This is a genomic window from Enterobacter cloacae complex sp. R_G8 (assembly GCF_024599795.1).
GTDB lineage: Bacteria > Pseudomonadota > Gammaproteobacteria > Enterobacterales > Enterobacteriaceae > Enterobacter > Enterobacter dissolvens.
This window is the reverse complement of record NZ_CP102246.1, coordinates 1,809,277-1,828,967: the sequence shown is the minus strand read 5'-3', so window position 1 is coordinate 1,828,967 and position 19,691 is coordinate 1,809,277. Positions and strand designations below refer to the sequence as shown.

The window sequence follows — 19,691 nt, the reverse complement described above, 5'->3', positions numbered from 1 at the left end:
GTGAAGAAGCGATGACCAGGGGAGGCATCTGACTTCCCTACGCTGGCATTATCCAGATCAGGTAATACGGGTATTTCTCAGCCTTCACAAAGAAGGGCACCCCGAGTCAAATAAATCAAAAGTTTACGATTAACGTCTCGTTAATCCCTGTTCCGGATCATGCCAGCGGAAAGCCAAAGACTCAACCTTAAAAAATGCTCTGTGTCCCGGTTTGCGTCTCATGTTGTGTCCCACATCCAAACGACAATAGGGCAGAAGAGGCCGGGGATATGCTCGAACTTCACATTGCAGCCTCCCCCCACGCAAGAACCTTGGCTACCACGCTCTGAAACGTGGGGAAAGCCTGCCAACGCTCACGAAACTGTATGGGCATTCATCACAGGCGGTCACGCAGGCATACTGTGGGATCATGGATCGTGATGCCTGGAATGTATATAACGGGATCGACTACTAATCCCGATATTAAAGGAGAGAATTGGTGGGTGAATTCATAGTAAACATAAGGAAGCGTTACGCAACATTCGAATATTGATACACGTTGACCAAATGGCCCTGTATCCCATAAAACCGAGAATGTCGTGACCTTACTCCTCTTAAGCTCTGAACTTCTGGGTCTTACACATAAAAAAATGAGAATTACGGCGTGGAGTCTCAAAGTTTGATCATGTGTTCTTTCCGCTAAATAAGACGTTGGGAAAGTATTTCATGTTGTCTTCGACCTTATTGCACGTAAAATGACCAGACACATTTTGGGAAGGAGTCTTTAATGGATATTGCGCTGCTCAACAGAGGCTGGAACAGAACATGGTCAGATACCATGGTGAATCTGGAAGCCCGGAAACTCGTCGAAACAGCAAATCGGTTATCAGCATTCTATTTGCAAGATGGGATAACACGTATCAAGTTTGTCGAAGAGATAAAACAGGTTGTAGAAAAGGAGTTTGAGGCAGCACGGCGAGCTAAAACAGACGAAGAATGCATTGTATGCATCAAAAATCTGCGTGCCGAAACGGATAATCTGCATGAACAAGAGCGCCTGTTAAGAACCAGAGCCGCACAACTTTATGCAAAAGTCGAGTTTGTCAGGGAAAAAAATAAAATCGTCGGATATATGATTTCGGCTGTGAATATCGTTATATCAGGGATGGTTTTCTACGGCGGAATGATTATGATCTCGACGTTGACCCCTATTGGAGTCCTCGCTGGTGCAATCTTAGTTTCTGATGGCACTAACGGTGTAACCAGAGAAGTGAATAAATTATTATCTGGAGGGAAATCTAACTCTGAAGGTGTAGTCGCCGACAAAGTGATTAGTATTGCACAGTTTATGGGGTTTAAGGCTGAATCTGGTCTGGCTTTTTATAACACTCTCACACTAAGCGCAAACATCTACAGCATTTTTGGATTAGCGAGAAAAACAGGTGCATGGCGATTGTTCCGTTGGCTTCCCCACGATTACTACCGCAAAGTCAACACAATGAGTCGCCCCAAGTTAACTATGAAAATAGTAGGATACGGTATCAAGGCTAAAGTTATTTTTGACCTGCTTTCCACCGAAGCACCGAATCATTAACCCCTGTATTTTCTCCAAAACCGCCAGGATTTGTAAGAAAGGACTGGCGGTTGAACAAAAACAGCAATCAGCATTGCTATAGATAAACCGATTCCAGTTGATATGATGTATTCTATTTCATTTGAAACAATTACCCAAAGAAACATTGCTATGAAAGCGTAAAAGATCCAAAGAACTATCCTGAATCGATTAGCCAGATCCTGAATTGCCTCTCCCAACGTGCCGCCATAGCTTTCAACGTTATTTTTTATTTTCTGCAAATCTGTTGGTGTAAAACCAGAACGTAACAAAGCTTCATCAGTAACTTTCATATTGTATCGTCCTTTATCTCTCAAAAGATGTTTCTCAATCACTGATTGTGCCAATAATCATACTGATGAATTTTATAGCAATCCAGCCGAAACTTTTCGGCACACTCTAGCGCCCTCTCCTTAGCACTGGTAGCACCTGAGCCACTCTTCTCATGACCAACGACCTGTTGCAGATGTGCCAGGTTGCCAACCCAACTGACCTGCTCCCCGTTGATTAATCCTAACACGGGCCTGGCATTCTATAATGGAGTTACACTTGGCGCCAATGTGTACAGTATAAATGAACTCGCTCTCAAAACCGGAGCCTGGAGATTATTCCGCTGGCTTCCCCACGATTACCGGGGCGGGATCAGTCCATTGATACTGTAGCATAGTCTGTAAAAAAGGGGGATCACTCCCCACCTTCTAAACCCCCTTTTTTTATAACAATCCTCTTACTAAGTTATAGCAATCAACGCTAGATACATTTCCACTTGAAATTTTCAATATAAATATTTTTATCTTGCATCTAAAACAATTGTCACAGCTTCAAAAACATTTCATTCAAAAGATGAGAAAGGTTCGATAGCAAACCATGTAGTAAATTCTATAAATTTGAATTAACTATTTTGTGCATTTCCCTTAGTTTCTGGCTGATATACTTAAGCATTTCTTATTGGTTAGTGTTTGATGCTTTTTTGAATACCCAATACCTTCCATTACCTATCTAACTGTATTTATTGCAAATAATATCTTTCCTATCACAGCAGACCACTTTAGCTTTTAATGCGAATATTGATCCACATCAATAAGCTGATGTTCACGATGAATAATAGTTTATTCACGTTACTAAAAAAGATTCGAGCAAAGATAAACCTATGTTGATTCATGCCAACAACCGGGAATTCGTTGCTCAAACAAACTTGGCTTAATACAGCCAATATATAAATCAATAATTTAATGATGAGAGTCTCTAAAATGAAATCTTTGAATAAATCTTCTATTGCTGTTTTAGTCTTTGGTGTTGTGTTTACTGGCGTTATGTCTGGTGCTCATGCTCAATCTGGCGATGTTCTTTCAACTCTGAACGGTACAGATTCAAATGGTACCGCTTCAAACTTCAATGTACGCGGTAACTATGGCGTTACTTACAATCTGCAAGATACAGAAGGTCATTTATCTAAATTGGATGCTGAAAAAGCAGACGTTACCCAGGTTAATGGCGTTGCTAGTATGGCGATTCAAAATAAAGTTGATAACTCAATTAACAAAGATGCAATAGATAACGTAAATGCTGATCTGCAAGCTAACAAAACTCTGTTTAGTGCTGGTATTCATACAGCACAAGATACGGCTAATACTGCTTTAGCTGCTGCTGGTAACGCTCAAATCACCGCTGATAACAACGCTAAAGAAATTCACGTAGTAGAAGATCAGACACGTATCAATAGCGGTTTGATTAGCACTAACGATACCCGCATTACTAAGCTTGAGAATGCGCCTAAGCCTAAAAATGGTGTTGATGGAAAAGACGGTGCAACGGGGGCGCAAGGCGTAGCAGGTCTTAACGGGCGTGATGGTAAAGATGGCTCTAATGGAGTTACTACCACCGTTACACAAGTGAAGGTAGATACGGCTACACAAGCTAAGGTAGATAGCAATAGCCAGGTTATTAGCTCTACTGCGCAAGATCTGCAAGCTGCAAAACAAACTATGCAAGCGATGAATAACACTACTAACCAGCAATTCAAATCATTGCGTGATGAAGTAGATAGCAACAAGAAACAAGCTAATGCGGGTATTTCTGGTGCTATGGCTATGGCTGGCTTACCTCAAGTACAAACCAATCAGCGTGTAATGTTCTCTGCTGGCGGTGCTACTTACAACGGTGAAAGCGCTTTAGCGGTTGGGGCGTCTGTAAACTTTAACTCTCATGTTATCGCTAAAGTGAGCTTCTCTGATGATACATCTAATAATATGGGTGCTTCTGTTGGTGTAGGCATTGGCTTTTAATTAAGTAAAAAAGAGATAATAAAAATTAAAAAATCATTATGTGCTATGCTGCTGCGTTTAATTTTCGCTCCTTTATTTGCTCAAACTTCATGTATGAGAGATCCGGCGGGTAATATCCAGTGTACAGGCTTTAATAATAACGGTGGATATATTCAAAGCACTACTACACAAACACCCGGAGGTAGCTATGAAACACAAGGATTTAATAGCGATGGCAGTATGCTTAACGAATCATGTACATAACACCAGGCGGAGCATTGATCTGTAATTAAAATTTTGAATTTTAGCCTCTTCACTAGAGGCTTTTATTAAGAGCTTTATAAAGAAGCCAGTTAACCGCCGTTAAGCAACAAACTCACCCTCGTAAATTTTAGCTAACTGGCTGTGTACGATTATACTAATGATAGCGAACATGACAAAGTACATTTTTCTTTCTGCTGTTCTGTACATTGCTCTTATTGTGTTAGGGATATGGATCGGCTTGATGTTAGACACTTATACATACAACTGTAATTTCTGAGGTAATAATGAAAATGTTAATGATAGCAGCTGCAGTAATGTCTCTTGCTGCATGTTCTTCACCAGCTCAACGTATGGCTGAATGTGAAAGCAAGGGTGTTAGTAAAGACGCATGTTATATAGCGGAGCAAAACCGCGCTACCGCTATTAACGCTGCTGCTGAGAAACAAGCTTTAGAGAATGCTGCACAACTTGCACAATCAACCCATAAAAACCTTACTGAAGGATGTAGCCAGGTAATGGAAGCAAACGGTGAATGTGAGAATGCACCCGCGAAGAAAGATAGTAGTTTTAAGCAGCTTTCTAATGAAGCAGAGCATGTTATGAACAAGCCTGTCTCTGATGCTGCTGAATACCTGCTGTCAAAAGAATGGAAACCAAACCAGGGTGTATGGAAAAAGAAAAATTACACGTTAACGCTTGTAGTTAAAAATGAGAGGGTAGTGAACGCGCAACTCTCTAAATAAATGATGCGTCCCTGTCTGCGGCTTATGCAAATGCGGCCAGAGCGACAGAGACGAATAAACACACTCACCACAACTAAGGTTTAACAATGAAAGCGCGATTAACTTTAATTGCTCTGTTGTTCACTGTCGCGGCGACGCCGGCTCATGCGATAAACGCACACTATCGTGCTCAATTAGCGCGTTCGGGATGTACTGAAATAAACGCCAACGATGGCACATGCGATATCCACAAAAGCAAAGCCCAAAACGCGGCACAGCCGTCATCCGCAGCGATCCACGATCCGATGCGTGAAGCTTCATTCTCATCGGATGCGCTTAATGCCACGATTTCAAACGGTTTTTTTAGCGCCACCGTTAATGGTAAGAAAGCAACCGTTAAGCGTGTGAACGCAAACTTCTATGAAATCCATGGCGGCGGGTTCGTTATCTCATTAAGCCTTGATGAGAACGGTATTACCGGTGCATCCTGGAATAAAACGAAGGGTCGCGACCACGGCATTTTGCAGGTTACGCAGAAATAACGATCGCAAGGAGGCCATGTGCCTCCTTTTTCTTCGACAAAAGGCACGATTTGTCACACTCTTTTCTCTGTTTTTACAGTTCTGACAATGCCCTCGTAACTGGCTGTTTTTATTGCACATAGAGCGTAATTTTCTTTCTCAAAACGGGGAGTTCCCCTCCCCTGTGCCCTCTGTCACAAAACAGTAAACAAATTAACCATTGAGCCCCGTGGCAAAAGGCTCTATATTGGCGGCGTTTTTTTCAGGCCCCCATCTGTTTTTTAACTTTTTATTCAATCGTGGCTCATAACGAAGCGGCGGTTGTAGGAGTGATATGATGACGGATAAAGTCCGTATTGACACCGTAGATGCCCACAAAAGCAACGAAACCTATCTGGCCCGTCAGGCCGAGTTTGAATCTAACGTCAGGAGTTATCCGCGCAAACTGCCTTTAGCTATTACTAAAGCAGAAGGCGTGTGGATCACCGATGCAGATAATAAAGAATACCTTGACTGTTTAGCAGGCGCAGGCACCCTCGCGCTTGGCCATAACCACCCTGATGTGCTGAAAAGCATCCAAAATGTCATTACCAGCGGCTTGCCGTTACATACTCTGGATCTGACTACGCCTCTGAAAGACGCGTTTTCCGAATACCTGCTCTCTCTGCTGCCTGGTCAGGGCAAAGAGTACTGCCTGCAGTTCACCGGTCCATCCGGTGCTGACGCCGTGGAAGCGGCGCTGAAGCTGGCGAAAAAAGTCACCGGCCGTAGCGGTATTATCAGCTTCTCTGGTGGTTACCACGGTATGACTCACGGCGCACTGTCCGTGACCGGTAACCTGTCTCCGAAAGAAGCGGTAGACGGTATGATGCCAGAAGTGCAGTTCATGCCTTATCCACACCAGTACCGTTGCCCACTGGGTATCGGCGGTGAGGCTGGCGTAAAAGCGCTGACCTACTACTTCGAAAACCTGATCAACGACGTCGAAAGCGGCGTGCGCAAACCTGCTGCGGTCATTCTGGAAGCCGTTCAGGGTGAAGGCGGCGTGAACCCGGCTCCGGTTGAGTGGCTGCAGCGCATCCGTAAAGTGACTCAGGAACACGGCATTCTGCTGATCCTCGACGAAGTTCAGGCTGGCTTTGCCCGTACCGGTAAATTCTTCGCCTTCGAACACGCTGGCATTGAGCCAGACATCATCGTGATGTCTAAAGCGGTTGGCGGCGGTCTGCCACTGGCTGTGCTGGGTATCAAAAAGCAGTTCGATGCCTGGGCACCAGGTCACCACACCGGCACCTTCCGCGGCAACCAGCTGGCGATGGCAACCGGTCTGACGACGCTGAAAATCCTGAAAGATCAGAACATCGCGGGCAAAGTTGCGGCACAGGGCGAATGGCTGAAAAGCCAGCTGAACGAGATGGCGAAACGCTATCCGGTTATCGGCCACGTTCGCGGTCTGGGCATGATGATCGGTATTGAGATCGTTAAGCCACACGAAGCGGCAGACCACATGGGTTGCTTCCCGGGTGATGGCGAGCTGTCTGCTCTGATTCAGAAGAAGTGCTTCGAAGCCGGTCTGATTCTGGAGCGTGGTGGTCGTAACGGTATCGTTCTGCGTCTGCTGCCTTCTCTGCTGATCAGCGATGATGAGCTGAAAGTCTTCCTGGATAAATTCGAGCAGGCACTGCTTGCTGCGGGCGTTCGCCCGGCGTAACCGGAGTTGTTGATTACGATGTCTGATTCAAACCCAATTTTGTTCTCCTCTGCGCAGAGCATTGAAGCTTACCAGCAGGCGATTGAACAAAGCACTCAGGCTGTGATGCAGTGGCTGAAGCAGCCTGAGATGTATCAGGGCAAAACGGTCGCGGAACTGCGCGACCGCATTAAGCTGGATTTCAACCCGAAAGGGCTGGGTAACGAAGTGGCGATTGAACGCGCCGTAGAGTTCTTCCTGAAAGACAGTTTGTCCGTTCATCACCCGCAGTGTGTGGCGCACCTGCACTGCCCGAGCCTGGTCGTTAGCCAGGCGGCGGAAGTGCTGATTAACGCCACTAACCAGAGCATGGACTCCTGGGATCAAAGCCCGTCCGCAACCATTATCGAGATCAAACTGATCGAATGGCTGCGTACCCGCGTGGGTTATCAGGCTGGCGACGCGGGTGTCTTCACCAGCGGTGGCACCCAAAGCAACCTGATGGGTCTGATGCTGGCACGTGATGCGTTCTTCGCGCGTCAGGGCCACTCCGTTCAGCAGGATGGTCTGACGGGCGATCTGCGTAAGATCCGCGTGCTGTGCTCGGAAAATGCGCACTTCTCCGTGCAGAAAAACATGGCGCTGATGGGTCTGGGTTACCAGTCCGTCGTGCAGGTAAAAACTGACGAATTCTCCCGCATGGATCTGACCGATCTGGCGGCGAAAATCGAGCAGTGCAATGCCAACGGCGAGCAGATCCTGGCGATCGTGGCGACAGCAGGTACCACCGACGCTGGTGCTATCGATCCGTTGCGCGCCATTGCTGAACTGGCGGTGAAGCAGAATATCTGGGTACACGTTGATGCGGCCTGGGGCGGCGCGCTGCTGATGTCTGAGCAGTATCGTCACTACCTGGACGGCATTGAACTGGTGGATTCCGTTACCCTGGACTTCCACAAGCAGTTCTTCCAGACCATCAGCTGCGGCGCATTCCTGCTGAAAGAAGCGCGCCACTATGAACTGATGCGCTATCAGGCGGCTTACCTGAACTCTGAGTTCGACGAAGAAGCCGGCGTGCCGAACCTGGTATCCAAATCGCTGCAGACCACGCGCCGTTTCGACGCGCTGAAGCTGTGGATGAGCCTGGAAGCGCTGGGTCAGGAGCAATACGCGGCGATCATCGATCACGGCGTGACGCTGGCACAGCAGGTTGCGGCTTATGTGAAAGAGCAGCCGGCTCTGGAACTGGTTATGCAGCCACAGCTGGCAAGCGTGCTGTTCCGCTTCCGTGGCGAGGTGCAGGCAGATGATGCAGGTATCGCCCTGCTGAACCAGAAAATTGGTGATGCGCTGCTGGAGTCCGGCCGTGCAAACGTCGGCGTGACCGAACATAACGGCGTGACCTGTTTGAAACTGACACTGCTGAACCCAACCGTGACGCTGGAGGATATTAAAATCCTGCTGTCTCTGGTTGAGCGCACTGCGCAGGAAGTTCTGGCGAAGTAATGCAAAGCCCCTCTCCCATCGGGAGAGGGGCTATTTTTATAACCCTGCCCACCACATCCTGACTTTCAATCCCCAGTAGCTTGTCCAGCCCGTTGTTGTACTGACGACATTGCCTTTGGATACCAGCACCAGCGTCGGCGTAACGCTTACCTGCCATTGCTGCGACAGCGCACCGTTTTCATCATTGACCACCGGCATTTTCAGCTGTTTCTTTTCAACCCAGCGCGCAAGCTTTGCGTCATCCCCGGAACGCAAGGCAACACTCACCACATTGCCACCCTCTTCTGCCAGTTTATTGACCGCAGGCGTGGTATAACGGCAGATGCTGCACCATGTCGCCCAGACGTAGATCAACAGCGGCCGGTCCTGACTGAGCGCCGCAATGTCGTGCAGCGTGCCATTAATGTCCTGCATCGGAGTGGCACTAAACGTGGCGGGTAAGGACGGCTTGCGGTACTGATCCACACCCCACATCACGGCCAGCGCCAGCAGAGCGAGTATGATCCCTTCCCGCGCCCAGCGGCGCAGTTTGCTGAATTTGCGGTTTTCCATTGTGACCTCGTGATTTAACGAAGGTCATCTTAGCGAGCTACGCACCGTTTCGCTGTAAAGAAGTGTCGCCCTACCTGGTGCGTAAGGTATCCACCATCAGGGTAAAGCAGGATTCAATGAGCGCAGGCAGCGCCTGCGGGGCTCGCATCAGCGCCACCGTACGCGCCAGGGCCGGTTGCTGAAGGTGGACCACCTTAAGCTGCGGGTCCTGCAGGTGCGTGGTGTACAGTTGCGGCAATATCCCCACGGCAAGCTTCGAGCGCACCAGCCCGTATAGCGTCTCGATATAGTCCACCTGATAACGGGTCTGCAGGGACAGACGGTGGCTTTCGGCAAGCGCATTGACCAGCCGCTGAATATTTCCTTTTGAGAACACGGCAATATCCCGCCCCACCAGCTGTTTCCAGGGAACATGTGCCGACGCGGCAAGCGGATCGTCGCAATGCAACACCGCCACAAACGGATCTTCCTGCAGCGGGAACACGTCCAGCTGTTCGGGTACCGAACTGTCCAGCGCCCCGATGCCAAAATCAATCTGCCCTTTCAGCAGTTGCGCCACCAGCGCATCATTGGTCTGGTCGTGAAACTCCACTCTCAGGCGCGGAAAAGCCTGCGCCAGCGTCTGCGGCAGCAGCGGGAACAGCAACGAACTGACAGAGGGTACCAGGCCAATACGCACCGTGCCGTCACCGCCGGCCTGCACAATCTGCTGCATATCATCAAACGCCAGCTGCGCCACGCTGAGCACCCGCTGGGCGTGTGGCAGAATGGCGTGACCCAGCTCGGTCAGCGTGACCGCCGACGCGGTACGATTGACCAGTTTGCCGCCGAGTACCGTTTCGATTTGCCGCAAGGCGCTACTGAGTGCCGGCTGGCTGATAGCCAGCTTACTGGCGGTATCCGTAAAATGACGCAGCTGCGCCAGAGTGACAAAATACTGTAGCTGTCGAAGGGAGAGCGCAGGCAAGCGCTGCCAGGGTTCCGTCATCATTATCCATTACACCCGTCACAGAATAACCCGGGGTTATCGGGCGATAAATTTTATCAACTGGGCAAACGTTTGCCGGGTGCATAGAGTAACGTCAATATTTCAATGCTGGAACTGTTAATTGCATGACTGCCGATACCCGACGCCGCGCCGTTATGGCTGCACGAGGCGACACGCCGTTTGATCTGTTGCTCACACATACCCGAATTGTTGATATGGCAACCGGTGAGATCCGCGACGCGGATGTGGGTATCGTCGGTTCGCTTATCGCCAGCGTCCATCCGCGCGGCAGCCGCAACGATGCGCATGAGACGCACGATCTGAACAATCAGTTCCTCTCTCCGGGGCTGATGGACACGCATGTTCACCTTGAAAGCTCGCACCTGCTGCCCGCACGCTACGCGGAGATTGTACTGGCGCAGGGCACCACCGCCGTTTTCTGGGATCCGCACGAGCTGGCGAACGTGCTGGGGATTGAGGGCGTCCGCTTTGCCATTGAGGCGAGCCGCAACCTGCCGCTGCAGGTGATGGTCGCGGCACCATCGAGCGTCCCTTCCACGCCGGGGCTGGAGATGTCAGGCGCAGACTTTGCGGGCGAAGAGATGAATACCCTGCTCGGCTGGCCGGAAGTGCGCGGCGTAGCGGAAGTGATGGACATGCACGGGGTGCTGAATGGCAGTCAGCGTATGCTGGAGATCCTGCAGGCCGGGCTGGAAAGTGGAAAGCTGATTGAAGGCCATGCGCGAGGACTCAGTGGCGCGGACTTACAGGCGTATCTGGCGGCGGGCATCACCTCTGACCATGAACTCACCTCCGCCGAGGACGCGCTGGAAAAATTGCGCGCCGGGCTGACGCTGGAGATCCGCGGCTCGCATCCTTATCTGCTGCCGGATATTGTCAGCGCGCTGAAAACGCTGCCGCATCTCTCGTCGCAAATCACGGTCTGCACCGACGATGTGCCGCCAGACATGCTGATGGAAAAAGGTGGCATCATCGCCCTGCTCAACCTGCTGATTGAACATGGTCTTCCGGCGACGGATGCGCTGCGGTTTGCCACCCTGAACGCCTCCCTTCGCCTGCAGCGTAACGATCTCGGGCTGATTGCCGCGGGCCGTCGTGCGGACCTGGTGGTGTTCGATTCACTGGATAAACTGACGGCTCGCCAGGTGTACGTCGCTGGAAAATGCATTGCCCGTGACGGAGCGATGATCGAGCCGCTTGTCGATACGCCTCTGACGCTGCCCCGTGATACCGTGCGCCTGTCGGCGCTGACCGCCAGTGATTTTTACATGCGCATCGATAACGCAAACCACGGTGTGGCGCGCCTGCGTCATATCAGCGGCGCACGCTTTACCCGCTGGGGTGAAATTGACGTTCAGGTGCGTAACGGACGCGTTGAAATACCGGCTGGTTTTAGCCTGATCTGGGTTCAGCACCGCCACGCACGCCACGCGGCAAAACCGCAAATCGCCCTGCTTGAAGGCTGGGGAGAGCTGCGGGGAGCTATTGCCACCAGCTACTCCCACGATTCACACAATCTGGTGGTACTGGGACGCGATCCAAATGACATGGCGCTGGCCGCTAATACGCTGATCCAAAGCGGCGGCGGGATGGCGCTGGTCCAGAACGGGGACGTGATTGCCCATGTGGCGATGCCCATTGCGGGGATGTTGTCAGAACTCGCCCCTGCGGAACTGGCGCGCCAGTTCCGTGAGCTGCGCGAACGCAGCAGCCAGATTGCCGACTGGGAGCCGCCATACAGAGTATTTAAAGCGATTGAAGGGACGTGCCTTGCCTGCAACGCCGGGCCGCATTTAACCGATCTTGGACTGACCGATGGCAGCACGCGCCAGATTGTCGATCCGTTGATTTCTTACCGGGAAACCCCGGACACTACACAATAATACCGAAGGAGAGCCGGATAATGGCCGACAACACCGTTAATTCGCCAGCACCAGGGAGCTGGTTTGAACGTCGTTTTGCACTGCATACGCGCGGCAGTACCGTGCGCACAGAGTGTCTGGCCGGTCTCACCGGTTTTCTTGCCGCCGCCTATTTGCTGGTGGTCATCCCGGGGCTTCTCGCCGTGGGCGGGATGGACAAAGGCGCGGCGACCACCGGCACTATTCTGGTGTTTGTGGCCGGTACGCTGCTGATGGCGTTTTACGCCAACCTGCCGTTTATTGTCGGGCCCGGCATTGGTGGCTCGGTGCTGGTCGGGGTAACGCTGGCAGGCAGTGAAGGCATCGGCTGGCAAATTGGTCTGGGCATTGCCTGCTGGTCAGGAATTTTGTTCTTCCTGCTCACCCGTTTTGGCCTGCGTGAAGTGGTGACCCGCTCCGTACCGCAGTCCATCAAGCTGGGGCTGACGGCCTCTATCGGTCTTTTTGTCGCGGTACTGGGTTTTCGCAATGCAGGGCTGGTGCTGGCCAACGCGAAAACAAACGCGCTGATGCTGGGTGATTTTCTCTCACCCGGTGCGCTGGTGGCCCTCACTGGCCTGTTCCTCGCCATTGCCCTGCAGGCGCGTCGCATACCGGGCGCCATTTTGTGGGCCATTTTATTTGCCACCCTTGTGGGTATCCCGATGGGGGTGACCCGGCTTCCCGCCAGCTTTATCGATATGCCTCACTCACTGACACCGGTGCTGGGCCATATCGACATGGTGGGTGCGCTGAATATTGCCTTCCTGCCGTTCCTGTTTGTCTTTTTCGCGTCGGAATTTTTCTCCACCATGGGCACCACGCTGGCAGTGGGGGGCGAAGCCGGACTGCTGGATGAAGAGGGCAATATGGCCAATATCAATCGTCCGTTTATGGTGGACTCGATTGCCGCCGCCATTGGACCGTGGGTGGGTATTCCTGCCGCCACGGCGCTGATTGAATCCTCGGCGGCCGCAGAAGCGGGCGGTAAAACCGGCATGACGGCACTGGCAGCAGCGGTTATGTTCCTGCTGATGCTGCTGTTTACCCCCGTTGCGCTGATGATCCCGAAAGAAGCCACAGCCCCTGCCCTGATCCTGATCGGTCTTAATATGTTCAGCGGCCTGCGCAAGGTGGATCTGGCGAACTTCACCGACGGACTGCCGGTGCTGATGATGGTGATGATTACGCTCATCGCCAACAGCTTCGGGACGGGAATTGCGGGAGGGTTGCTGTTTTACATCGTGATCAAAGCGATTGCAGGAAAATGGCGAGACATCCCTGTTGGACTTTGGATCCTCGCCATCCCGCTGGTGTATTACTTCGCCACCCTGGTAAAACATTAATCCTTGCGCGGTTGCCGTGTCGGGCTTTGGCCATACTCGTAATGGCCATAGCCTGCGCGGTAATAGAGCGCTGCGGACTTCACCACGTCGTTCAGCACGGTGCCGTTGATATAGGCCCCCGTTTGCTGCAGACGCTTGATGCTGTTTTCCATCTCTTTCAGGCTGGTTTTCGCAAAGCGGGCCACCAGCAGTGAGGTGGCGGCCACCGGGGCAGCCACGGAGGCATCGGTAACGGCCAGTACCGGCGGAGTATCCAGGATCACAAGATCGTACTGCTCATTTGCCCAGGTCATTACCGCCCTGAAGCGTTCGCTCATCAGCAGTTCAGAGGGGCGTAACGGAACCGGCCCGCAGGTCAGCACATCAATGTTGCCTTTTTCATAGCGCTGTATCGCCTCCTGACATTCACATTTCCCGTCAAGCACGCCGGACAGTCCGGTATGGTTAGTTAAACCGAATACGTTATGGACATAGCCCTCGCGCATATCCGCATCAATGAATAGCACCCTCAGCCCGGCCTGCGCCTCAATCGCCGCCAGCGACGTGCTGACAAGCGTTTTTCCGCAGTCCTGCGTCGGGCCGGAAATCATGACGATCCGGTTAGCGGCATCCTGCAACGTGAAATGGAGACTGGTACGCAGTCCGCGCACGGCCTCGACAAAAATATCCGCTGGCCGATCAACCGGCAGAAAAGGCACGTCGGTGATCCGGTGTTTCCAGCGCGTACCAAACGCGCGTTTTCTGCGCAGGTTGGTTTTTTTCCACAGCCACGCAGAACGCGGCAAGGTGGCCATCACCTGGACGCCCAGCCCTTCCAGTTGATCGGCGGTGTTGATGCCGCGTCTGAGCGCCATGCGGACCAGCACCAGGCCTACTGATAATATCAACCCCAGCAGGATGCCAAACACGATGACCAGCGCCTTTCGCGGTTTAATGGGATCGGGCTGGGTTACCGCGCTGTCGATAATTCGCACGTTACCGATGGCGCTGGAACGGGAAATGTTCAGCTCTTGCTGACGGGTAAGCAGTTGCAGATAGATAGTGCGGCCTGACTCCACGTCCCGGCTGAGGCGCAAAATGTCCTGTTGCGTCGACGGCATAGCTGCGACACGCTGATTCAGACGGATCCTCTCCTGCTCCAGCGTCTGGCGTTTTTCACGCAGGGCGCGGTAGTTCGGGTGATCTTTCTTGAAAAGCTGAGAAATCTCTGCCTCACGAAACGTCAGCTCGTTGAGCTGGTTTTCAATATTCACAATCTGCTCGAGAACCGATTTCGCTTCCAGAGAGAGATCGACCGAGTCACGCTGTTTGCGGTACTGATTCAGCCGCTCTTCGGCCAGATCCAGCTCGCTTCTGATTTTGGGCAACTGCTGCTGCAAAAACGCAAGACTGCGGGCATCCTGCGCTTCCTGGCGGGCGATATTTTGCTGCAGATAATTGTTGGCAATCCGGTTGAGCACCAGGGCAATACGGTCAGGATCGGTGCCGGTCAACGTGAGCGTTAGCACCCCGCTCTGCTTTGCCGATTCAACGACGCTAAATTGGGTACTCAGCAGATTAATTGCCTCCAGACGGGGACGGGTTTGTAGCGTGAATTGCGTACCCGTTGGGGCATTCAGTTTCGACACCAGCAGGGAAACACCCTCCTTTTCAAAAGGTTTTCCCTCCATGCCCTCAGCATAAAAATTGTCGTCTTCCAGCCGGTATGCGCCTTTTTCCAGCACAGTGAGCACAAGCGTGCGTGGTTTGTCTTTGACAGGTGGCAGTTGCAGCCAGCCAAAGTCGATCGTCGCCGGTTTGCGGCCCTGCAAGCGCGCCCAAAGCCCCCCCACAACCGGGAAAGTACGCTGCGTCACATGCTGCGCTAATCCTAATTCATCAACGGTAGCGCCCAGGATCATGCGCGATTTAAGCAGGAGAATTTCGGGTTGCACATCGGGAGACATCTCACTGCCAAACTGTTTTAAATTTTTGAGCAGGCTATTATCCTGCTTTCCCTCCACCTGAATTAAAGCATCTGCGCGATAAACGGGCGTGGCCAGAAAGGCATACAGCCCCGCCAGCAGAGTGAAAATGAACGTAATTGATAATATGACTGCACGGTGATCGATCATCTCGCCAAGGAGACGAATGAGATCGATTTCATGATTTTCCGGTGCGGCCGCACCGTAACTTTCTGATGTGTAAGACGACATTAACGCTTCATTCCTTGTTGACTCAAACGATGAGCCCATTCCTGGCTGGCTTTGCCCAGCAGCCCGAAAACATAGTCGAACGCTTCACGACTTTTACGATAGGGATCGGGGATGTCCTGCGGTTCCAGCCATTGCCCAAAGAGCAGCGATTTGCCGCGAATTTCCGGGGCCATGGCAGTGATAAAGCGAAGATGGGCAGGTTCCATCACCAGAATAAGTTCCGATTCCCGCATGAGTTGCGGAGTCAGTTTGCGCGCGCGATGTCCATCAAGTGAGATCCCATGTCGACTGGCCACATCCTGAGCGATGATATCCGCCGGGCTTCCCTCCAGGCCAAATATGCCTGCCGAGGTTATCCGTTTCCCCGGCAGCAACTGGCGCAACAGCCGCTCGCCAATCGGCGAGCGACAGATATTGCCGGTGCAGACCACTAAAATGGAATCGAACATTACTGCGGCCACGATCTGATGTAACGGACCGTTTCGGTCAGGTCATGAACACCGGTGATGGTGGGCACGAGCTGGGTAATGACGCGGTTCCAGCGCGACAGCGGCGCCGTGGTGACATACACAATGTCGTAGGGCTCAAGCTGGAATTCGGTGCCCAGCACCATCGCGGAGGCATCTTGCGCGTTAAGCTGATAAACGTTGGCGATTTTTCCCGCATTGTTGCCTTTGGCAATGGAGCGAATGACAAAAATGCCCGTCGCATCGGCCATGTCCTGATTCAGCCCGCCCGCATTGCTCAGCGCTTCGGCAAGGGTCATCCCGCTCCTGTCCATCTTCAGCGTGCTCTGCTTGATCACTTCCCCCATCACAAAGACTTTCAGGGCGTCATTGCGAGGTACAAAAAGAATATCGCCCGGATAGAGCAGTTTATTTTGCGTCAGGTCGCCGTGCTGCATCAGCGCGTAGAGAGAGAGGCGCGAATCTTTGCCCTCGTGAGTGAGAACCACATTGCGCCAGTCCGCGTCGGCAGAAAGCCCACCCGCCGCGTTGACGGCATCCATAACCGTCAGGGGAATATTGGTGATCGCCTGCTGGCCAGATTTGGCGACTTCGCCAGTGACATAGGCTTTTTGCGAGCGGAAAGCGGCCACGCTGACATCCACCTGCGGGCTTTCGATCACGCTATCCAGCCGTTTGGCGATCTCCTCCCTGACTTCAGAGACCGTTTTTCCCGCCACGGGGAGTTTTCCGACATAGGGATAAAAGAGCGTCCCGTCGGCATTCACCCAGTTGCCGGTGTCGCTGGCACTACGATACTGCCCGGCCGGTGTTGTCAGTTCAGGGTGATCCCAGACGGTAACGGTCAAAATATCACCTGCGCCAATACGGTACTCCCAGTGTCTGACCTGCTCATCCAGATTAGGATTTGGCTGAGATTTCGCGGCGGCAGGACGCAATTTCTCAATCAGGGAAGGGGTAAGAGGATAAAGATCCACGCGCTTATCTATATTATTATTTTCATCACCCGTCGTGATGATGTTTTTCCCCGATGAGCGTAATGTTTGCCCAGGAGAAAATACGCAGCCAGTCAACAGACTTATCGCTAAGAATATTACAGAGAGTGTGGTTGTGTTTTTCATTAAAATTAATTTATCAATCATGAGCGCAAAAAACGCATAACAGGCCATTCCGGAAGAATTGCCTGGCTTTACAATATGCTGTTTTTCAAGCAATTAAGTAAAAATCCCACATCATTGAACGTTGTGCAGAATTAACTGAAGGACCGGAACCACGTAGAATTGAGAATTAAACCGCTCCACTTTTTTAAGTTTAAAACGTCTTTAAATAAAATGCATGCATTTCAGGTCACAAATGTAGAGCAAATTTATATTTTCAGAATTAATTAAAAAAAACATTTCTGCACTGAATTAGTCTTAGAAAATATCATTCATAAACAAAATAGTATTAAACGTTTGATCTACACAAAACCGTCCACTTTTGTTACATTTTTTTTCGAACAGACTCTGCTGGGATACTTAAAATAGGCTGTCTGCCACACCGTCATCACAACAGCAGACTGAGAGTATCAGTAACGGTATAACTGGAGAAAAAATGGCTAAGCGTACATGGCTGCTTCTGGGTGTAGTAATGTCTCTTGCGAGCGCGGCTTATGCGGCCCCGCAAACGGCGTCAGCATCTGGCGGCATCAAAGCTTATGAAGAACAAGAGTTCATCGCTGATTTCACGAAGTTCAAAATTGGTGACACGGCTCCGGCGCAATATCAAACCCCTGAATACACCATCAAACAGTATCAACTGCGTAACCTTCCGGCACCGGATGCGGGCACACACTGGACCTATATGGGCGAGAATTACGTCCTGATCGGTGATGCTGATGGCAAAATCTACAAAGCGTATAACGGAGATATCTTCTATCATCGCTAATACCGTTCAAATCCGACCGTGGCAGGAGAGCGATCGCCCTTTCCTGCGCACGCTTTACCTGCATGCCCGCCGCGAGGCGTGGCCGTGGCTAAACGGTGCCGAATGGCAGCTCGAAGACTTTGACGAGGCCACCCGCGACGAAGTGATTTGGGTCGCCGTGCAGAACGGTCATCGTGTGGGCTTTGCGTCAGTCTGGACGAATGATAATTTTCTGCACAATCTGTTCGTTGACCCGCAGTATCAGAGCCTGGGTGTAGGCCATTTGCTGCTGGAACAGGTGCAAAAAACGTTTACCAGTACCGGGGCGCTAAAGTGCCTGGTGAGAAACGAACGGGCTATCGCGTTTTATCAGCGTCATGGCTGGCACATTGAAGCAACGGGAGATTCTCCGGACGGAGAGTACTATCTGATGCATTATCGGCTTGGGTAAAGTCAGGTGGCGCTTCGCTTACCTGACCTACAAAACCGTATTTCGTAGGCCGGGTAAGGCGAAGCCGCCACCCGGCAATCCGGCGCTGGAGATTACACCGCGCGGAAGGCGATTTCGCCAGGAATAACTTCACCCTGCCAGTAGAGCTGCGCCGCAACGCGTCCCGCCAGCTGACGATACATCTCAGCAAACTCGCTGTCCGGACGGTTGACCACCGTCGGTTTCCCGCTATCCAGATCTTCACGCAGCGTGATATGCAGCGGCATCTGTCCCAGCAGTTGGGTGTGATACTGCGCCGCCAGTTTTTCTGCGCCACCGGTGCCGAAGATAGGCTCGTGATGACCACAGTTGCTGCAGATGTGCATGCTCATGTTCTCGACGATACCGAGCACAGGCACCTCGACTTTCTCGAACATCACGATGCCTTTTTTGGCGTCGATCAGCGCGATATCCTGCGGGGTGGTTACCACAACGGCCCCCGTCACGGGAATGTTCTGCGCCAGCGTCAGCTGAATATCACCGGTACCCGGCGGCATATCCAGCACCAGATAATCCAGATCCGGCCACAGGGTCTCCTGCAGCATCTGCATCAGCGCTTTGCTGGCCATCGGACCACGCCAGACCATCGCATTGTCATCAGTCACCAGATAACCGATGGAGTTGGTCGCCAGACCGTGCGCCATGATGGGTGCCATGTGGGTTCCATCCGGCGAGGTTGGACGCTGGTTTTCTGCACCCAGCATATTTGGAATTGACGGCCCGTAAATATCCGCATCCAGAATACCCACCTTCGCCCCTTCGGCCGCCAGCGCGAGCGCCAGGTTGACAGCAGTAGAGGATTTCCCCACCCCGCCCTTACCAGAGCTGACGGCGATGATGTTTTTCACACCGTTCACGCCAGGCTGGTTTTTCACCCGCTTGAGGGTGGCGATGCTGTGGGTCAGTTTCCAGTCAATCGCTTTCGCACCGGTAATGCGCAACAGCTCAGAGCTGGTTTGCTCTTTCAGCGCATCAAAGGCGCTGGTCCAGACGAACGGCATCTGCAGCTCAACGTGCAGTGTCTCGTCCAGCCATGCGACATGGTGCAACGCTTTCAGCGTAGTGAGATTGTGCTTCAGGGTTGGATGCTGAAAGTTAGCCAGCGTCCCGGCGACCATTGCTCGTAAGGCTTCCGGTGATTTGGCCTGGGATTGAGAACTCATCCCGACTCCTTTGTTCTTGTGAATAAGACCTTAGATGAACAAGTTTACCTGAAAGGCCGTGGTTTGTGCTTACTTAATAATGCCCCTTTTGGTAATATCAAAAAC

Annotated in this window: 17 protein-coding genes, 1 pseudogene and 1 riboswitch; of the genes and pseudogenes, 11 read left to right on the top strand and 7 right to left on the bottom strand. The window is 51.9% G+C overall.

All coding sequences use genetic code 11. From position 1 onward, the window contains the following. Positions 1-17: 17 nt before the first annotated feature. A riboswitch (TPP riboswitch) is annotated at positions 18-114 on the bottom strand. 652 nt (positions 115-766) lie between these two features. Next, the gene (locus NQ842_RS08675; protein WP_163280648.1) at positions 767-1,573 is read left to right on the top strand and encodes a DUF4225 domain-containing protein; all 807 of its coding nucleotides are present in this window, start codon (positions 767-769) and stop codon (positions 1,571-1,573) included. Here NQ842_RS08675 and NQ842_RS08670 read toward each other — a convergent pair. After that, the gene (locus NQ842_RS08670; RefSeq protein ID WP_063412481.1) at positions 1,570-1,884 is read right to left on the bottom strand and encodes a hypothetical protein; all 315 of its coding nucleotides are present in this window, start codon (positions 1,882-1,884) and stop codon (positions 1,570-1,572) included. The two genes, NQ842_RS08675 and NQ842_RS08670, sit on opposite strands and share 4 nt — an antisense overlap. Positions 1,885-2,100: 216 nt before the next feature. Here NQ842_RS08670 and NQ842_RS23375 point away from each other — a divergent pair. The 6 genes and pseudogenes from NQ842_RS23375 to NQ842_RS08640 form a co-directional block, all read left to right on the top strand. Continuing rightward, positions 2,101-2,223, top strand: a pseudogene (locus tag NQ842_RS23375) (DUF4225 domain-containing protein); the annotation flags it as partial. 618 nt (positions 2,224-2,841) lie between these two features. Next, positions 2,842-3,876, top strand: a complete 1,035-nt coding sequence (locus tag NQ842_RS08660) for a YadA C-terminal domain-containing protein (protein WP_257256736.1) — start codon at positions 2,842-2,844, stop codon at positions 3,874-3,876. A 527-nt stretch (positions 3,877-4,403) separates the two neighbouring features. Beyond that, on the top strand, positions 4,404-4,862 hold the full coding sequence (locus tag NQ842_RS08655) for a hypothetical protein (protein WP_257256735.1): 459 nt from the start codon (positions 4,404-4,406) through the stop codon (positions 4,860-4,862). Between the two features lie 86 nt (positions 4,863-4,948). Then, on the top strand, positions 4,949-5,383 hold the full coding sequence (locus tag NQ842_RS08650) for a hypothetical protein (RefSeq protein ID WP_050861389.1): 435 nt from the start codon (positions 4,949-4,951) through the stop codon (positions 5,381-5,383). 313 nt (positions 5,384-5,696) lie between these two features. Then, positions 5,697-7,073, top strand: a complete 1,377-nt coding sequence (locus NQ842_RS08645) for a diaminobutyrate--2-oxoglutarate transaminase (protein ID WP_047361043.1) — start codon at positions 5,697-5,699, stop codon at positions 7,071-7,073. A gap of 18 nt (positions 7,074-7,091) precedes the next feature. After that, positions 7,092-8,558, top strand: coding sequence for an aspartate aminotransferase family protein (locus NQ842_RS08640; protein WP_257256734.1), 1,467 nt, complete (start codon positions 7,092-7,094; stop codon positions 8,556-8,558). Positions 8,559-8,594: 36 nt separating this feature from the next. Here the strand turns inward: NQ842_RS08640 and NQ842_RS08635 are convergent, their stop codons facing one another. After that, positions 8,595-9,110, bottom strand: a complete 516-nt coding sequence (locus tag NQ842_RS08635; protein WP_248041510.1) for a protein disulfide oxidoreductase — start codon at positions 9,108-9,110, stop codon at positions 8,595-8,597. A gap of 70 nt (positions 9,111-9,180) precedes the next feature. Beyond that, positions 9,181-10,101 (bottom strand): LysR family transcriptional regulator, encoded by a 921-nt coding sequence (locus NQ842_RS08630; protein WP_170289883.1) that lies wholly within the window; start codon positions 10,099-10,101, stop codon positions 9,181-9,183. Positions 10,102-10,223: 122 nt separating this feature from the next. Here NQ842_RS08630 and NQ842_RS08625 point away from each other — a divergent pair, with 122 nt between their 5' ends. Beyond that, a complete protein-coding gene (locus NQ842_RS08625; RefSeq protein ID WP_248062521.1) occupies positions 10,224-12,002 on the top strand; it encodes an adenine deaminase in 1,779 nt (592 codons plus the stop codon). 20 nt (positions 12,003-12,022) lie between these two features. Continuing rightward, positions 12,023-13,366, top strand: coding sequence for an NCS2 family permease (locus tag NQ842_RS08620; RefSeq protein ID WP_257256733.1), 1,344 nt, complete (start codon positions 12,023-12,025; stop codon positions 13,364-13,366). Here NQ842_RS08620 and etk read toward each other — a convergent pair. From etk to NQ842_RS08605, 3 genes are read right to left on the bottom strand one after another with little or no spacing between them, the layout of a single operon-like run. Beyond that, positions 13,363-15,561: a tyrosine-protein kinase gene (etk, locus tag NQ842_RS08615; protein WP_257256732.1), complete on the bottom strand. Its 2,199-nt coding sequence runs from the start codon at positions 15,559-15,561 to the stop codon at positions 13,363-13,365. The genes NQ842_RS08620 and etk overlap by 4 nt on opposite strands. After that, positions 15,561-16,010, bottom strand: a complete 450-nt coding sequence (locus tag NQ842_RS08610) for a protein tyrosine phosphatase (RefSeq protein WP_063412488.1) — start codon at positions 16,008-16,010, stop codon at positions 15,561-15,563. The genes etk and NQ842_RS08610 overlap by 1 nt, the downstream gene beginning before the upstream one ends. Further along, entirely contained in the window at positions 16,010-17,149 is a 1,140-nt protein-coding gene (locus tag NQ842_RS08605) for a polysaccharide export protein (RefSeq protein ID WP_014832659.1), read from the bottom strand. Before NQ842_RS08605 ends, NQ842_RS08610 begins: the two co-directional genes overlap by 1 nt. A 472-nt stretch (positions 17,150-17,621) precedes the next feature. Between NQ842_RS08605 and NQ842_RS08600 the strand changes: the two genes are divergently transcribed. Together NQ842_RS08600 and NQ842_RS08595 are read left to right on the top strand one after the other, a co-directional pair. After that, positions 17,622-17,954, top strand: coding sequence for an RcnB family protein (locus NQ842_RS08600; RefSeq protein WP_014832660.1), 333 nt, complete (start codon positions 17,622-17,624; stop codon positions 17,952-17,954). Next, entirely contained in the window at positions 17,905-18,384 is a 480-nt protein-coding gene (locus NQ842_RS08595) for a GNAT family N-acetyltransferase (protein ID WP_046888441.1), read from the top strand. Before NQ842_RS08600 ends, NQ842_RS08595 begins: the two co-directional genes overlap by 50 nt. 92 nt (positions 18,385-18,476) lie before the next feature. Here NQ842_RS08595 and apbC read toward each other — a convergent pair whose 3' ends face one another. Next, positions 18,477-19,586, bottom strand: coding sequence for an iron-sulfur cluster carrier protein ApbC (apbC, locus tag NQ842_RS08590; protein WP_257256730.1), 1,110 nt, complete (start codon positions 19,584-19,586; stop codon positions 18,477-18,479). Positions 19,587-19,691 lie beyond the last annotated feature (105 nt).

Coding starts and splice junctions, on each gene's coding strand:
- NQ842_RS08675 (WP_163280648.1), top strand. CDS start 767: ATGGATATTGCGCTGCTCAACAGAGGCTGGAACAGAACATGGTCAGAT.
- NQ842_RS08670 (WP_063412481.1), bottom strand. CDS start 1,884: ATGAAAGTTACTGATGAAGCTTTGTTACGTTCTGGTTTTACACCAACA.
- NQ842_RS08660 (WP_257256736.1), top strand. CDS start 2,842: ATGAAATCTTTGAATAAATCTTCTATTGCTGTTTTAGTCTTTGGTGTT.
- NQ842_RS08655 (WP_257256735.1), top strand. CDS start 4,404: ATGAAAATGTTAATGATAGCAGCTGCAGTAATGTCTCTTGCTGCATGT.
- NQ842_RS08650 (WP_050861389.1), top strand. CDS start 4,949: ATGAAAGCGCGATTAACTTTAATTGCTCTGTTGTTCACTGTCGCGGCG.
- NQ842_RS08645 (WP_047361043.1), top strand. CDS start 5,697: ATGATGACGGATAAAGTCCGTATTGACACCGTAGATGCCCACAAAAGC.
- NQ842_RS08640 (WP_257256734.1), top strand. CDS start 7,092: ATGTCTGATTCAAACCCAATTTTGTTCTCCTCTGCGCAGAGCATTGAA.
- NQ842_RS08635 (WP_248041510.1), bottom strand. CDS start 9,110: ATGGAAAACCGCAAATTCAGCAAACTGCGCCGCTGGGCGCGGGAAGGG.
- NQ842_RS08630 (WP_170289883.1), bottom strand. CDS start 10,101: ATGATGACGGAACCCTGGCAGCGCTTGCCTGCGCTCTCCCTTCGACAG.
- NQ842_RS08625 (WP_248062521.1), top strand. CDS start 10,224: ATGACTGCCGATACCCGACGCCGCGCCGTTATGGCTGCACGAGGCGAC.
- NQ842_RS08620 (WP_257256733.1), top strand. CDS start 12,023: ATGGCCGACAACACCGTTAATTCGCCAGCACCAGGGAGCTGGTTTGAA.
- etk (WP_257256732.1), bottom strand. CDS start 15,561: ATGTCGTCTTACACATCAGAAAGTTACGGTGCGGCCGCACCGGAAAAT.
- NQ842_RS08610 (WP_063412488.1), bottom strand. CDS start 16,010: ATGTTCGATTCCATTTTAGTGGTCTGCACCGGCAATATCTGTCGCTCG.
- NQ842_RS08605 (WP_014832659.1), bottom strand. CDS start 17,149: ATGAAAAACACAACCACACTCTCTGTAATATTCTTAGCGATAAGTCTG.
- NQ842_RS08600 (WP_014832660.1), top strand. CDS start 17,622: ATGGCTAAGCGTACATGGCTGCTTCTGGGTGTAGTAATGTCTCTTGCG.
- NQ842_RS08595 (WP_046888441.1), top strand. CDS start 17,905: ATGGCAAAATCTACAAAGCGTATAACGGAGATATCTTCTATCATCGCT.
- apbC (WP_257256730.1), bottom strand. CDS start 19,586: ATGAGTTCTCAATCCCAGGCCAAATCACCGGAAGCCTTACGAGCAATG.